Origin of the sequence: Pseudoalteromonas nanhaiensis, assembly GCF_051235485.1 — a bacterium.
Classification (GTDB): Bacteria; Pseudomonadota; Gammaproteobacteria; order Enterobacterales; family Alteromonadaceae; genus Pseudoalteromonas; species Pseudoalteromonas lipolytica_C.
In genome coordinates this window covers 1-16,066 of the sequence record NZ_JBPNYQ010000023.1, presented here as the reverse complement: position 1 = coordinate 16,066, position 16,066 = coordinate 1, and the positions used below count along the sequence as shown (strand labels likewise).

At 39.2% G+C, this 16,066-nt stretch carries 13 protein-coding genes and 1 pseudogene; 7 read left to right on the top strand and 7 right to left on the bottom strand.

The annotated features are described in order from the left end of the window. Positions 1–278: 278 nt before the first annotated feature. From ACSFVZ_RS16620 to ACSFVZ_RS16605, 4 genes are read left to right on the top strand one after another with little or no spacing between them, the layout of a single operon-like run. A complete protein-coding gene (locus ACSFVZ_RS16620; RefSeq protein WP_435559251.1) occupies positions 279–1,787 on the top strand; it encodes an autotransporter outer membrane beta-barrel domain-containing protein in 1,509 nt (502 codons plus the stop codon). A 40-nt stretch (positions 1,788–1,827) separates the two neighbouring features. Further along, positions 1,828–2,220 (top strand): CsgE family curli-type amyloid fiber assembly protein, encoded by a 393-nt coding sequence (locus ACSFVZ_RS16615; RefSeq protein WP_435559250.1) that lies wholly within the window; start codon positions 1,828–1,830, stop codon positions 2,218–2,220. A 5-nt stretch (positions 2,221–2,225) separates the two neighbouring features. Next, positions 2,226–2,639 carry a curli assembly protein CsgF gene (locus ACSFVZ_RS16610; RefSeq protein WP_235382655.1) on the top strand — a complete coding sequence of 138 codons (414 nt, stop codon included), beginning with the start codon at positions 2,226–2,228 and terminating at the stop codon, positions 2,637–2,639. Beyond that, complete coding sequence (locus tag ACSFVZ_RS16605) at positions 2,639–3,418, top strand: CsgG/HfaB family protein (protein ID WP_435559249.1); 780 nt, start codon at positions 2,639–2,641, stop codon at positions 3,416–3,418. The genes ACSFVZ_RS16610 and ACSFVZ_RS16605 overlap by 1 nt, the downstream gene beginning before the upstream one ends. Positions 3,419–3,431: 13 nt before the next feature. On the opposite strand, the gene ACSFVZ_RS16600 is transcribed toward ACSFVZ_RS16605, so the two are convergent. Further along, positions 3,432–4,109, bottom strand: coding sequence for a response regulator transcription factor (locus ACSFVZ_RS16600; protein ID WP_235404479.1), 678 nt, complete (start codon positions 4,107–4,109; stop codon positions 3,432–3,434). Between the two features lie 223 nt (positions 4,110–4,332). Between ACSFVZ_RS16600 and ACSFVZ_RS16595 the strand changes: the two genes are divergently transcribed. Continuing rightward, entirely contained in the window at positions 4,333–4,641 is a 309-nt protein-coding gene (locus tag ACSFVZ_RS16595; protein WP_054560743.1) for a hypothetical protein, read from the top strand. 58 nt (positions 4,642–4,699) lie between these two features. Here ACSFVZ_RS16595 and ACSFVZ_RS16590 read toward each other — a convergent pair whose 3' ends face one another. The 5 genes from ACSFVZ_RS16590 to ACSFVZ_RS16570 all read right to left on the bottom strand — a co-directional run bounded on the left by ACSFVZ_RS16590 (position 4,700) and on the right by ACSFVZ_RS16570 (position 12,555). Next, positions 4,700–6,808: a TonB-dependent siderophore receptor gene (locus tag ACSFVZ_RS16590; RefSeq protein WP_138556637.1), complete on the bottom strand. Its 2,109-nt coding sequence runs from the start codon at positions 6,806–6,808 to the stop codon at positions 4,700–4,702. Between the two features lie 471 nt (positions 6,809–7,279). Then, positions 7,280–8,818 (bottom strand): glutamate synthase-related protein, encoded by a 1,539-nt coding sequence (locus tag ACSFVZ_RS16585; protein ID WP_135925786.1) that lies wholly within the window; start codon positions 8,816–8,818, stop codon positions 7,280–7,282. A gap of 681 nt (positions 8,819–9,499) precedes the next feature. Then, on the bottom strand, positions 9,500–10,081 hold the full coding sequence (locus ACSFVZ_RS16580) for an acyl carrier protein phosphodiesterase (protein ID WP_235404646.1): 582 nt from the start codon (positions 10,079–10,081) through the stop codon (positions 9,500–9,502). 515 nt (positions 10,082–10,596) lie between these two features. Further along, positions 10,597–11,679, bottom strand: coding sequence for a DUF4785 domain-containing protein (locus ACSFVZ_RS16575; protein ID WP_435559248.1), 1,083 nt, complete (start codon positions 11,677–11,679; stop codon positions 10,597–10,599). Between the two features lie 9 nt (positions 11,680–11,688). Further along, entirely contained in the window at positions 11,689–12,555 is an 867-nt protein-coding gene (locus ACSFVZ_RS16570; RefSeq protein WP_199526767.1) for a hypothetical protein, read from the bottom strand. Positions 12,556–13,284: 729 nt separating this feature from the next. On the opposite strand from ACSFVZ_RS16570, the gene ACSFVZ_RS16565 reads away from it, so the two are divergent. Continuing rightward, on the top strand, positions 13,285–13,626 hold the full coding sequence (locus ACSFVZ_RS16565; RefSeq protein WP_435559247.1) for a winged helix-turn-helix domain-containing protein: 342 nt from the start codon (positions 13,285–13,287) through the stop codon (positions 13,624–13,626). Beyond that, complete coding sequence (locus tag ACSFVZ_RS16560) at positions 13,610–13,894, top strand: hypothetical protein (RefSeq protein WP_295512457.1); 285 nt, start codon at positions 13,610–13,612, stop codon at positions 13,892–13,894. The genes ACSFVZ_RS16565 and ACSFVZ_RS16560 overlap by 17 nt, the downstream gene beginning before the upstream one ends. A 601-nt stretch (positions 13,895–14,495) precedes the next feature. Here ACSFVZ_RS16560 and ACSFVZ_RS16555 read toward each other — a convergent pair. Next, a pseudogene (locus ACSFVZ_RS16555) lies at positions 14,496–15,983 on the bottom strand (Na/Pi cotransporter family protein); the annotation flags it as partial. Positions 15,984–16,066: the final 83 nt, after the last annotated feature.

Sequence of the window (16,066 nt, the reverse complement as noted above, 5' to 3'; positions counted from 1 at the left end):
TTCTTTCATTCGCTACAAGCGAAACGACGTTTTGAAGTAGCCATTTTCACAGCCGTTTTTGGGCTTCTCTGTATTCGATATACAAACAAAGGTTCTTTTTTCTATACGAATGATGCCATACGCAATCACGGAAGTTTTGGTGTTTCACCACCAAGTAAATAGCACAAACATTTTGGATTCGCGCACACCTGTTAAGTAGCAAAATTACAAGCCGGCAACCTCGTAAAAACGCTTTGTGTATCGCGGCTAAAAATATTTTATTGATTAAGGAGATTAGCGTGAAACTATCTAAATCGATTTTAACCTGCGCAATAGCAATGGCTTTATCTTCTGCTGCGTATGCTCAAAATACAGATAAACCAAGTTCAACATCTGCGTTGACAAATGTAGAGCGTATTACTGCACAAGGTAACCTGCTCGTCATTTCTCAAACGTCTATCCAAGGCTTAGGAAATGCAGCAAGTACATTACAACAAGGTAATTCAAATCAAGTTGAGATAATTACCACGGGTGATGGCAATGAGACCGATGCCGTTCAAATGGGTAATGGGAATCTTATTCTTGTAACAACTTACGGTGATAACAACCAACAGTCTTATACGCAAGATGGTGAGCAAAATGGAGCTCTAACTGAAGTAATAGGTGATAGCAACCAGCTTTCAGTAGTTCAAAATGGTGCAAGTTTTTTTGGTATTACAAATGAAGTAATCAATATCATAAATGGCGATGAAAATGACATTACTGTAACACAAGATGGCGATGGAAATTGGTTTTATAACTACAGCATGCAAGGTAGTGCTAATGAAGTAACTGCTGAGCAGTATGGTATTTGGCATGAAGCAAAACTATATGCCATCTATGGTGATGAAAATACCATAGAAATAGAACAAGACGGTTTTTGGAACCAGCTCACTGTTAACAACATCACTGGCAACATGAATGAACTTACCAGTGAGCAAATTGGCTCTTACAATGAAATTAGTATCACTGAACTCTATGGTGATGAAAATGAAATCAGTATTGAACAAAATGGTGATGAAAACCAAGTAAGCATTGATTCAATCAACGGCAATGAAAACAATATTGAAGTTGAGCAAAGAGGAAATAACAACGAATTCAATTCAGGTGTGTTCACAGGTAATGATAACGAAGTTGATAGTATTCAATATGGTGATGACAACATAGCAACCACGGAGTTAATTGGTGACGAAAATGACATGTTGTCTGTTCAAAATGGCAATAACAATACCACTTACTTTGGGGTTATCGGCAATAATAACGAATTTATATCACTTCAAGTAGGAAGCGATAATATTGCTCATGCCGTTAACTTTAATGGTTCAAATAATGACATTGAAATGGTGCAAACAGGGGATCTAAATACCGCAATAATTGAGTCATCTTATCCAAATACCAGCATTGCTAGTAATGCGAATGAAATTGTTATATCACAAGATGGCTATGCTAACGAAGCTACCCTTAGCTTGAGCTCTATTATGGAAAGCTCGAATAACCAAGTTGATTTAGCTCAAAATGGAGAGCTTAACGCAATTGATCTTATGATTGAGGGTCTTGGTAATAGTATTGATATTGCGCAAGAAGGTAACTTTAACTTAGTTGCAGGTATTAGTGAGGGTGCTTTTATTGTTTCAGGAGACGAAAACTCTGTTTCAATCAGCCAAGTAGGTGAAGGTAACCTAGTTGAAGGGTCTATCATGGGAAGTGGTAACGTTATATCAGTTACTCAGATTGGTGACTTCAATTCAGCAACTGTCATTCAACAGTAATAGAGTATAAGGAGGGGCCCTCCCCTCCTTAGATGCGATTATGAAAAATATCAACTACTTAACTTTAACCATTATTTTGCTTTTTTCAGTATTCCAACGCTGTGATGCTAATGAAGTAGAAATTAACGGTTTAGTGCTTGATCGTAGCATCAGTCGCTTTGGTCATCAGTTTTACTATGGCTTTTCGCAATTGTGGCTAGACCTACCTAACAGCTCTGATACTCATGTTGTAATTAAAGAAACGGTACTTCCTCGCGCCGGAACTCGACTTGAAGTTTTACTTAATAACGAACTAATTTATGTCACTTTTATGGGACGTAGAGGCGGCCCTCTAAAAGAGAGAGTAGAAAGCGCAATGTTTGCGGCAATGGATGCAATTGCGCGTGCACGCTTTAAACAAACATCTCCAGATTTAGCACCCAGTGGATGGTAATAACAATGAAAAAAATAATTTTCGCGACCTTATTTTTAACCTCCCCATTAATGCTCGCTACTGAGCTAGTTTACAAGCCCATTAATCCATCGTTTGGCGGTAATCCATTAAACGCAAACATGCTTTTATCTAAGGCTCAGGCTCAAAATAAACACAAAGCACCTATTGATGAGAAAAGCTACGCAGAAAATTTTCAGGATTCTTTAGAGCGAACTTATCTAAACAGAATGGTCCGTGAAATCACTGATATCGCTTTTGGTGATGATGTTGAAGAGAGTATCTTTAACCAAGACTCTACCTTTGTTAGTGGTGACTATGAGATTCAAATAATCACCAGTTCATCTGATGCTATCACGGTGCAAATCACCAACTTAATTGATGGCACTATCACAATTATTGAAGTGCCGAGGTTCGGATAATGATACGCATACTAACATTACTACTCTCTTTAGTATTTTTGACTGCTTGCTCAACATTCAAAGCAACACTGCCTCCGGCACAACAAATTGCTACAGAAATAACACTAACAGACACCTTTGCTGAACTAAAAGCATTGCCAAAACCAAAAGGAGCCATTCCTGTTTCTGTTTATTCATTTCGAGATCAAACAGGTCAGTATAAACCTCAAGAAAATGTAAGCTCCTTCTCAACGGCTGTCACTCAAGGCGCTAACTCTATTCTTATGCAAGCGTTACATGAAACTGACTGGTTTATTCCTGTTGAACGTGAAGGACTACAAAATCTACTCACCGAACGTAAAATTATTCGCGCAGCTATAACCGACAACGAAAATGTAACACCTGAATTACCACCACTAACAACTGCAAAAATAATTTTAGAGGGAGGTATTATCAGTTACGACACAAATATCAAAACAGGTGGCTTAGGAGCTGAGTATTTTGGAATTGGTGCATCAGAAATTTATCGTGAAGATATTATTTCTATTTACATGCGTGCAGTTGATGTGCGAACTGGTCAAGTGCTGCTGTCAGTGGCTACAAGCAAGAAAGTTCTCTCTAAAGAAATGCGAGCAGGTTTTTTCCGCTACATCAGTTACAAGCGCTTGCTTGAGGCTGAAGCAGGATACAGTGATAACGAACCTATGCATATTTGCGTCTCTCAAGCTATTGAAAAAGCATTAACTTTGCTCATAAATAAAGGAATAAACAAGGGTCTTTGGTCACCTCAGATTATTTAGTAACAACTCTTGCTCACCTAGTTACAATGGATGCAGCGGGCATAAAGCGCTGCGCCCAATTTGCCAATTCGATACGATTACGTGACTTCGTTTTGCGAAATGCGCTGTAGATATGTGTTTTAACTGTGTGGCAACTAATATTCAAGGTGTTTGCAATATCCTCATTTTTTGCTCCCTTTGCCAGCAAAGAGATCACTGACTTTTCGCGAGCAGTTAACACATTTAAACTTACCAAATCGGTCTGCGGTGTTTTTACAAAATTGGGCACTTGCTGAACGAGTTCTGATAAAGTTTTAGACATTGTTTTTCGACAAAACCAAAGCTCACCAGACAAAATCCGTCTCACTCCTTTAAAGGTATTTTCAGGCTCATCATTTTTATAAATAATGCCTTTTATATTTGCCAATAATGCTGTTTGTTCGTGTACTTTAGTCGGCATGGCATTGTATAAAGCAACATGATTACTTTTCGCCAAATCGATAATTTCTTCGTTTAACAATTCTGAACAACTGCTATAAGCCGCATCAACTAAAAATAATGCAAAATTAGCACGACTGTCGATAGCAGGTAATCGGCTATCAACCTTAACCTTTGGGGTGACAGTCTCTAACACTTTAAGTAACAACAAAAAATCATCGTTGTATAAATCTGTGTGATATTTAGTAAGTACAAATAAAGATTTACTGATCATTACTTCATCCTTTGAAGTACCCAGAAGAGGGATAAAAATAGTGTACCTATTTTTCTTAATTGAGCAAGAATCTCTGAGAGAAAACAAGATTTTCAATAACATTACATTAACTTTAAAAAGTTTTAATAAGAAAAATAAACTAGTCGCAAATCAAAACTTTTAGCAATGAGTGAGCTTATGTATACTTCCAGCTTCTGAAAAATGACCTTACAAAGGGTTAATAATGAAAAAGCTTTCTAAAGTACAATTAAAACAACAAGCCCTTGTATTAAATGTTGCCGATGCTCTTGAAGAGCAAGGCCGCGCTGAGCTTGAAGGCATGTTGCAATGCTGGTTCGATGTGGAATACCACTTATTTCCAGGCTCATTGCTTTTATGTTTTCAATTTGAAAATCAACAAACTCTTGATGCTGCCACACCAGAATTATTAAAGTGGCAAAAGCGCCTGAGTGGCGCAATGCTGAAAAAGGGCGTGATTTTAAAAGACATGCGCAGGCATTTAGTATTTACCCTAAAAGGGCCAGACGATTAAGCAGCAACTGCTGCAATAATCGTAGGCCTAAGCTCTGTTGTAAATAACTGACGTTTAGTTAAAATTTATAATTTAAGCTCAACTTGTAATTTACCGGCTCCCCTGGCTGAGTCCAAATAGCAGAGTACGAATTAGAATAATATTTTTTATCCAGCAAATTATTTACATTAAATTGCAAGCTTAAGTCATTAGTCACATTGTATTTTGCAAACATATTTACCAAAGTGTAAGAAGGTAAGTAATAGGTAGGATCAATGGTTTCTCCAAGCCTCTCGCCAACATATTGTACAGCAAGCCCAACAGTTGCATCTAAATCTATTAAGTCGTTTAGCTCTCTCTTAATTTGAGCATTTGCACTGTGTTTAGGGATATTAAGTAACGGACTGCCTTTTGGCAGCTTTACCCACCAATCTGGGTTGACTGTATCGTTTGCTGTTTTAGCGTCTGTGTAAGTATAAGCAAAATCAAATAATACATTGCTTGTAATGTTGCCATGTAAATCTAGCTCAATGCCATCACTTGTTACTTCACCTAGCGCAGTAGATACACCAGCTTGTAGGTCTGTAGTTAGCATATTGCTCTTTTCGGCACTAAATACTGTAAAACTTCCACTTACACTATCGGTAGTAAACTTAATACCCGCTTCGAAAGATGTTGTTTCTTCAGGCTCAAATGCATCTCCTTTACTATCGTAACCGCTGTTAGGTCTGAAGCCTTCAGAGTAACTTGTGTAGTATTGGAGGCTGTCTGAGTAGACATAAACTAGACCGACACGCGGGCTAAATGTGCTTTGATCACTTTTAGACTGTTGCTGATTAATATGATTATCTATTTGTTGATCAAACCAATCAAAACGACCACCTACTTGAACTTTCCACTGCTCAGTTAGGTCTAGTTGATCTTGAATATACACTCCATAACTATGTTGTACTTCAGTACTGTTGAATAAAAGAGACCCTTCAGGCGCTGCTTTTCCATACACTGGATTATACATGTTAATTGCGTAACGGGTGTCTTCAAGTGTTGGACGATATCGATACCACAGTTTATCAAAATCGAACTTGCTGGCATCTGCTCCGATTAATAAGTGATGTGTCAAACCTGCAAGCTCAACACTACCGCTAAGTTCTATTCGCGCTGAAAGGTACTCAGTTTGAAAGTCGCGCTGATTATGCTGCCTACTTAATGTTTCGCCATCTTTGAAATAAATTTGTCTACTTGGAGCAAGTTCGGCATCACTCGACTCACTTAAAAATTTTGAGTCACTGTAACTAAAACCATTCAAAAGAGACCACTGTCCAATTTGCTTCTCAAATGTAAGTTGATGAGAAATAGCGTCAACTTCTGTAGGTTTATCACTTGGTTCACCTAAAAAAGTGTCAATTGGTAACGCATCTATTTTTCCCTCAATGGCGACAATGCCACGATCGAAGGTTGTACTTTGATCTACATACTCAAGCTCATAATTCAACTTTGATGTATCTGAAATTAACCATAAAATTGAAGGCGTAACGACCGTTTTGCTTGACTCATGATGATCTCGAAAACTTTCACCCTCTTCAACAGCACCATTAACTCTAAAAGCAACATTGTCTGAAACAGCATTGGTGTAGTCAGCCTCTGCGCGGTAATTCTGCCAACTCCCTGCTGTTACTTTTATATAACCCTGCTTTGCAAACTGTGGTTTTTTAGTGATTATATTAATTGTTCCCCCTGGCTCAGAACGACCATAAAGCGCAGAGCCAGGTCCTTTCATCACTTCTACGTATTCGATATTACTTGTATCACGTGTACCACTGAAGCTTCTGCCAGATGAGTAGCCGTTAATTAAGAAACCTGATGGAATACTCTCATCGCCAACTAACCCGCGTATTGCAAAGCTTTCCCACAAACCACCAAAATCATTTTGCTCAGCAATACTTGGAGTTAGATCAAAAATATCGGTCAAAGTGTTCACTGCCGCATCATCGAGGTTTTCAGCAGAAATAAATTCAACACTCTGTGGTTGCTCACTCATAGGAACATCACCACGAAACGCTTGCCTAACACCTGAAACTGATATTTTTTCTATGTTCGGTGATGCTGTTTTGGCATAAACAGCTGGAGTCAAAATTGTGCTAATAGCAATTGAAAGTACAGAACAGTGGAATCGGTTAATTATAGTCATTTTATCTCTTGGGTATAAATACAGCTTAATCGGTTAAGTCTTTAAAGGCGATAAGTAATGGTAACAATTATCATTTATATTATAATAACTAAATGTAACCCAAAGTGCTACCTTAATTAAAGCTGAAATGTCTTTGTACGATTAGTGAGAAAACATACAGGTTAGAAGAGATACTCTAAGTCGATTAAACAGGTGTTTTAAGAAAAGTTACTAACGCATTTTTCTATGCTTTGAATGTGTTAACTTTGATTGTTCAAAATTTGGAGGCAATACATTTTTCTTGTGAGATAAGTTATAGCCCATGGTGATAAACCTAACCAGAAACAAACTTTTATTAATAATCACTAAAAACCAAAGAATGCACCGAGGCACATAGCAAAAGATTGTTTACCATAATTAATCTGTACGCTATATGTACTCGGTGATTGAAGTAATTAAAGTGAAATAACTTTTACGATTAAGCGTTACAGTTTACACACTGCCAACGCCCGCGTACTTAACACCAGATAACAACGCCATATCTTTGTGCCACGTTGCTAGGTCATTAGCATTAAACTTAGCTAAAGAGTCATGCCCACATGCCCTAGCCATTACCGACATTAACTCAGTTGAGGCTTCAAAAAAGTTCTTTAATTGATTTGCCGACTTTTCAATATTTAAGCGCTGACGTAAGTCTTGCTTTTGTGTGGCAATCCCTGCTGGGCAGTTATTGGTATTACACATACGCGCAGCAACACAGCCGATTGCTTGCATAGCACTATTTGAAATCGCCACCCCATCAGCACCAAGAGCGAGCGCTTTTACAAAATCAATGGGTAAACGTAAACCACCTGTAATGATCAACGTAACATCACTTGCACCTTGTTCGTCTAAGTACTTTCTTGCTCTGGCAAGTGCAGGAATAGTCGGTACACTAATATGATCCCTAAAGATCTCAGGAGCTGCACCAGTACCACCACCACGACCATCAAGAATGATGTAATCGGCACTCGCATCGAGCGCAAATTGAATATCTTCCTCAATATGATTAGCACTTAATTTAAACCCGATTGGGATACCGCCAGTTACCTCGCGAACTCTATCAGCAAATTTTTTGAAATCAGCCGCACTGTGTAAGTCTTTAAATGTTGGGGGTGAAATCGCCGAAGTACCCGCTTCAATCCCTCTAACCTCAGAGATTTTGCCAACATTCTTATTGCCCGGTAAATGCCCCCCCGTGCCTGTTTTTGCGCCTTGTCCGCCCTTAAAATGAAAGGCCTGCACGTTTTTTAATTTATCTTCGCTATAACCAAAACCCGCGCTTGCTAACTCATAAAAATAGCGTGAATTGGCTTGCTGCTCTTCAGGAAGCATACCGCCTTCACCCGAGCAAATACCCGTTCCGGCAAGCTCTGCTCCTTTTGCTAACGATACTTTAGCTTCTTCTGATAAAGCACCAAAACTCATATCTGAAACAAACAGCGGAATAGCCAGCTTTAATGGCTTTTTCGCTCGAGGACCAATCACAAGTTCGGTATTAACGGCTACATCTTCCATTAACGGTTGCGTTGCCATTTGTGCCACCATTAGTTGTAAATCATCCCACTTAGGTAATTGATATCGCGGCACACCCATCGACACCATAGGGCCATGATGACCAAGCTTTGATAACCCTTCACGTGCCAGTTGATGAATAAGCTCAACGGTGGGCTCCTCTTTGGTTGCAGTAGCTACAGGCGAATCAGAGGCTTGAATTTGTACGCCCGGCCCTTCTTGACCAACTTGGCTTTGATCAAATTGCTTGTGACTACCATCACAAAATGGCGCATTAGCGGTGTGCTTACATTGGCATAAATAGGCATCGCCCGACTCTTCTGCTGTAAATGCTTTGGGTTTGAAATCGGTTCCGGCATGTGAGCCATCACAAAATGGCTGGTTTTTAGACCGCCCACAGGCACAAAAATAGTATTCTTGCCCCTGCTCTAAGGTGACTTTTTTCGGCGAAACGGCTGCAATTATGGGTTTACTCATTATTATTCCCTCACGGTTGCTACATTACATTGCTATGTTCAAGTTACTGGGATTGAGGTAAGTATTAATTTAAGGCTTACTTGCTTTACAAAGGGTAGTTCAGCTCAGTTAAATAACGAGCTTTTAAGCGCCTTGGAGTTTACTTAACTATCGATAACCGACTATATAACCGCAACAAGCAGCCAAGATATCAGCCATTTCATATTTTAAGGTAAGAGGTAAATCGGTTTATGAGCCGCAGTGTGGGTAATTTTCACATAGAGGATAAGAGGCGCTGCGCTTTAGAGGAAAGAACTAAATACTCTTTTGGTTTATCTCATTCACTTCTCATTCTCTTCTCTCTGTGCAAAAAAACAAATTGAACCACAGAGTTCACCGAGCCGCTTCGCGCTACACAGAGAAAAACAGCATTTAAAAATAATAGTCACAAAGAGGATAAGAAGTGCTGCGCTTTAGAGGAAAAATAAAATACTCTTTTGGTTTATCTCATTCACTTCTCTTTGTGCATCAAAAATAAATTGAACCATAGAGTTCACCGAGGCGCTTCGCGCTACACAGAGATAAACCGTAAATTACGCGGGGTAAACCCGCTGCTACCGGTTCAATTGTTGGGTTTCACTCCGTTCTACCCGACCTACCAGCAAATAGCTCCTTTCCCGTTTACTCTAGAAACTCGCCAAATCATTCCATCCCCTTTAGCTTCACATGCTCAACCAGCTCGGGGAAAAACGCTAAAAACACCGCGTCTAATTGCTGATAATGACGAGCAATATCGTCAGCCGCTCCTGCAAAGTTGTTAGCAAAACGAATACGCTTGGCGATGTTATCAAGGGCAAGGCCGACTCCATCGAGTGTTTCATATTCTTTAAACCAATCATTATTAGTCATACTGGTCACAACTTGCTGCATGCGTGAAGGCATAATGGCTTGGCGCGCATTTAAAAGCCCATAGCTGTGCTGTTTGAATTCAGCTAATGGCTGATCATTAAAGCGATGCCAATGGTGAATAAGAAAGTGATCAAACGCCACATCAATCGCGACACTTGCAAAGCGTTTACGTGCTGGCGAAAAATACTGCTTAGCCTCTTTTACAAGGGGATGTGAGTCGGTAAACCTATCAACCAAATAATGATTTTCAAGGCCATTTTTAACCGCGTCAGTTAACTGCGCTGAATAACGACGCCCACCAAAATCCCCAAGCAGATTTCCAAAGTGTGAATCAGCCGTCGGTTGTGCTAAGTAAAGGTGGGCCAAGTAGTTCAACGCATTCTCTAAATTAAGTCATTTTATGCATTGTAAAAGAATACAGGTGAAAGGGTCTAGGGGCGCGAGTTAGCAAAATTTTAGAAGCGATTTTATATCGCGTAATTCACTGAATAATCACAAAGAGTGATAAGAGACGCTACGCTTTAGAGGAAAGTAACTAATAGTTTTATTGGGTTACTCATTTACTTCTCATTGTCTTCTCTTTGTGCAAAAGAATATTGAACCACAGAGTACATCGAGGCGCTTCGCGCTACACTGAGAAAAACAGCATTTAAAAAAAATAGTCACAAAGAGGATAAGAGACGCTGCGCTTTAGAGGAAAAAAATACTCTTTTGGTCTATCTCATTCACTTTTCATTCTCTCCTCTTTGTGCAAAAAACAAATTGAACCACAGAGTTCGGCGTAAAAACGCCTACACTCTTATCTCGCATATCTCGCAAACTTTCCCCTGTAACTCGCTAACTTGTTGGGCTTCGCTTCGCTCCACCCAACATACAATAAGAGCTATCCTTTACTCCCCAGCAAACTTTAACATTCGCGTTTGGTCGGTAAGTTCAATATCCACCAGCTCATATGGGGCTTTGGCTGCTTTGGTGACCGTAAAAGGCATGGTGAAACTATCATAGCTATCAATCTGTTTTGCTACTTCAACCGTTGCTAGTTTGATGCGCTCACCTTTATCGCCTTTGCCAGTTAAGGTTGCACGAATGGCGTAGCGACCTGAATCGGTCACTTGCACCGGCACCTTGGCTTGGTATTTATTATTGCCAAGCGCAGTTACTTTGGCTTTATCCATACTGATGGTTTGTGAGCTATGCACAAACGGCATTTTTATAGAGCGTTTTACCGTTTGACCATTCACTTTAGTGTCTACGCTGGCCTCAAGCTCATAGTAACCATTTATTGCACCTAAGGTTTCAAGCGGGTAATTAAATACGGCTTCACCATTTTCGTAACGTACATCTAGCTTTTCGCCATCAGGACTTGAAAGCGTTAACTTCACATCACTATCTTTAAAGCGCTTTTTACCCATACTTAGCTGCATAGCGACACGTTGTTGCTGATCTTTCACTTTAAACTGCGATTTAGCATGTAAAGCATTGCTCGAGCCTTTTTCGATCACATGCAGCAAGTAGGTGTCGTTGTCGTTAAGCGCTTGGCTTGTTCTTAACATTGCTTTGCCATTTACCTGACCAAGCTTTAATCCAACGCTGCCATCGCTAAACCCTGCATTTTCCATTTGTTCTTGTGCAACCATAGTTTGCATTGGCATTTGTCTAAAGTTGTCATCACGCACCGACAACTTATCTAGCTGTAAGCCATGAGGCTTAAATACTTCGCCGTTATCAAAACGTGCTTTTGGCGCAATGCGAATAAAGTTATCAGCTTGGTTTACAAATACAGGCACGCCGCGTTTAAGCTCTTTACCCGAAACTTTCTGCCAATACTCAACGCTGTCTTTTTCTAGTGTTTCAAGTTGAGCGCTCAATGCTGGTTGAACTTGAGGAAACTGATAAACCGTTTGTTCATTAGCCTGTGCAGCGTTGCTAACAAGCATAATTGCAGCAGCGAGTGTGGTTAACTTATTAATCATAGCGGGCTCCTAAATTCGATTTTTAAGCATGTCTGGCAAACCAAAGCAGTTGCGTCGGCTTTGCTGATGACTCAAAGGTTCACGGCCTTTAGTTCGTGATTTATCGGTAAACCACACCACCCCAGCTAACGACTGAGAACTGCAATTTAAGAAGCCATCTGAACAGCTGTCTAACCAGTTTTGTGTTACTTCAAGGCCCACTTGATTTTGATAACCACCGCAATAGCTGTCGCTATCCCATACCGCTGATTCAACATCACTGCCGACCACGGTCTCGAATCGAGACGGTAAACTTGGGCGGTTTGGTGTGCCATACAACCACTGTGCGTTATACGACGCCATCCAAGATACCTGCTGTTGCTTTACTGCATCGCTGCCATAACCTAACAGCCAACCTAAACTTTGCTCGAACGAATTACCCGCAATAACTGCATCAGCCAACGGCGTACCACCACTTGAAGGAGCCAGAGCAATGGTACGCGTGACTTTGCTAATAATATTTGGATAACGGCTATCCCATGTTGGGTTAGATAAAATCCAACGCACTACATTACCGCCATTAGAATGGGTGATCAGAGTTAAATCAGTGATGTTTTTATTATTGATAAATGTAGTGAGCTGCCCTGCTAAACAGCCAGATGCCGCATCTGCCCACATATACTGATCAAAATCACAATTAATGACCGTGTAATTACTACTGTTTGGTAAACCTTGGCGAACCGTGTCGACAAAACTGCCTGTCCAATAGTCATTATACGCATCGCTTTGCTGGCCTGTACCGTGCACAAATGCGACTCCTTGCGCAGCAAAAGCACTGTGGCTGATACCCGCTGCCAACATTAAAGCTGGCACTAGTGAGAGTGTTTTTATTTTCATGTGTGTTCCTGTTGATTGTAATTATATCTATCAGGTTGGAGGAGTGACCTCCGACCAAAAACATAGACCAAACAGGTACGAAAGCAAGAATAAATTTACAATAATTTAACTTTTGGGTATTTTTTAAGTACAAATTATTAGTTTTTGGAGAAAAACGTGGGAGTGAGGTTCTAACGTCATCGTGTTGGTTTTGAATTGTAAGGAATATCGGAAAAGGCCTGACCACTTTATTTAAGAACTGAATTGAGAAGATCAAATCAGACTCACCCATATTTGGCTTATGTTAGATTTATGGAATAGCAATAAACAGTTTTTATCGCTTAAAAAATACTGAGCACCTAAAAAATTATCTCTACTCTGCATTTTTGAGAATCTCCTACCCCTCCCAAAAGTATAGCTTGGTGGCTAAAGACTTTCTCGCCAATACTTAAAGCTGATCAATATTACCCATGCATAGCTTAAAAAGAACAACTGTTTACAGCTAAAAGTCAGAGATAAAAAACTAAACCATACTTACAGAGTCACTTTCACCGATACTTAAATCGTCGACAATGTCATTTCATAGTCAAAAACACTTTAGCATCCAATGAAAGTAATACTTTTTCGTATCAACCTTTGTTTCATAATATATTCTAAGGAACCTTAATAATTTTAATACTTTTAATACTTTTTATTTTTATTGAGATATGCAGATCGAAATATGTACCATCTTCAGAGACGGAGGATAAGATGAAATTTGAACACTCAGGAACGAGTCAAGCTCCTAAGAAAAATAAACCACTTATTTTCGATTATGGATGCCTGACTATTTATGGAAAAAAAAACAAAGTCAGCCCAGCTACATTTCGAGTTTTTGAATTTCTTTATCGAAATTTTGGAAAAACAGTTAGTAGATTAGAACTACTAAGGATTGGTTGGCCAGAACAGCAAGCAGTGCTTGGGAATGTTAATGTTTCAATTTATCAATTGCGCATGATCTTGAATGATACCAACTACATAATTGAAAATATAAGAGGTGTCGGTTTCAAGTTAATCTATCTGGAAGGGAATAAAATTGAAAATAATAAATAAAAATATAGACGAATCTATTGTGAACTTAATACTCGCTATAGACTCATTGCCACGGCTCAAATTTGCGAAAAATAACCGGTTATGTATTTCTGAACTCTCCAGCAAACTTCTGCTTGCAGGCCTCGATAATGCTTCACTTGAAGATAAGGTAAATTTTATTAAGTTAAGCTCCATTTTTCTTAATGATGCTATACATCATAAAGAAATTGATGAAAAAACATTAAATAAAGAGGAAATTGATTACATTATACGTGTATCAAAAAATTAAAAATGAGTACCATTAAAAAAAATAAATTAAGAATTTTCACACATACTTTTGTTATTTCTCTATTGACATTAACGCTTTATTGCGTCGACAGCAATTTTTTCATTTTTAGCCTAACATTGTTAATTTTTCTCGTTGCTTTTTTCCTTCTTTCAAAATTAGAAAAATATAGACAGGGCTTATACTTTTCATCATTTATTTTTGAGTCACACATTACATCAGAATCAATTATTGAAAGAGGTTTACCTTTCTATATTTACTATTGGGATAATAAAAAAAAGCCGATTCACTTAAACTTCAAAGCACTAAAAGATACTCAGAAAGCGAGCTAAAACCAATTAGTGATTTCTTAATGACTTTGTTCTAGTTGCTTCGCGCGAAATAAATTTCACGTCTACGGGTAAGCATCCCTGTTCGTTTGTTGGGCTTTAATCTGATAGCTGAAAACTGACGGCTTTATATGACGCACAACCTAACATAAAACTTATGACTTAAAGGTTAAAACTCATTTACTCTTTATCCTAGCAACTCGCTAACTTGTTGGGTTTCGCTTCGCGAAACCCAACCTACAAGCTCCTTTGTTATTCAGCATTAAAAACGCCTCCTACAACTCGGCATTTTTGCGTGAATACATTTTATGTAAGTTCAGCAGTTTATCTTTGAGGCGCTGAGAATAGGTGACGAAATTTGTCAGCGTACCGGCATCTTTTCGGTTGGTATCAGCAAGTAGCATTAATAACTTACGCTGCGCCTGATTCAGATGCAGTTGCAATAACCTAGCTGCTTTATCTATTTCGTCATTTTTAGGTTGTTCTAAATTCTCGCTGGTATGGGTGAACAAGGTCAGCGTATCACTCGAAAGTTCGCGGATCATAATCAAAATATCGCTCTCTAATTCAATAAATTGTTCATTCATAATCCGCTTGCTTTCAAACAGATCAATGATGGAATCATGAATTTGGAACAAATAATCAAAACGGTTAATTTGCAGCATTAACTCTCGTGACTGCTCTTCATCATTGATTTTACTAACAATAGTAGTGAAATAAGTGATGTATTCCTTCTCAACAAAGCTGACATATTCTAAGCGTTTTTGTGCTGTATCTTGAATACCTTTGTAGTTGGTCTCTAAGCTCAGCGTGACCTGATTATAGTTTTCTTTTAAGAAGTTAAGCAGTTGTTGGTTACCTGATTCTAACTTATCGACGACATGCTGAAACTCTTCGTCTTCTTGGTAGGTGGGCAATTCAAGGCGTTCAAAGTCCATTTTTCCTTCACCAAGCAGAAAATCAACAAAGCGCGTAAAAGGGTTAACAAAAACAATAAAAACTAAACTAGCAACCACATTAAAAATAAAGTGGATGTTTGCCAGTGCGACAGCGGGATCAAGCGTAATTTCACTTAACTTATCACCAAACAATAAAATGAAAGGCAGAAACAAAAGCACCCCACCCACATTAAACAACAGGTGGCTCAACGCTGCTTTCTTTGCTGCGATATCCATACCAAACACCGAGATCATTGCAGTTGCTGTGGTACCAATATTCGCCCCCATAATAATGGGTACCGCGTTCTCAAGCCCCAAAATACCTTGCTGAGTAAAAACAATGGCAAGCCCTGTAGTCACCGAACTCGACTGCACCATAGCAGTAAATACACAGCCCACTAAAATCGCTAAAAGTGGGTTTTGCGGCTGCGTTAAAATCTCAATTAATGCAGGGTTGTTTTGTAATGGCGCAAGTGATGAAGAAATAAGGTTAAGGCTAAAAAACACAAAACCGAAATAGAAAATCGCCTTACCAAAAATAGAAAAGCGATTGCGAGTCAGCGACAGAAAAAAGCCAATAATAATGATCACAGGAGCAAATACAGTCAGCTTAAAAGCCACCAGCTGAGCCGTTATAGTAGTGCCCACATTTGAACCAAAAATAATACCGACACTATTTTTAAACGTTAACACACCCGCATTAACCAGGCTTATGGTGATAACCGACGTCGCAGAACTCGATTGAATAAAGGCCGTCACCACAGCACCAATTAGCACCCCAAAAATAGGAATGTTAGTCGCGCGACTTAACGATTTACGAAAGCGCTCCCCCTGTAGTGGTCAACTAATTTTGGCCACAGTTTTAGAATCTTGGTATCTAACCTCTGATTCATTTGGCGCTAAACCAG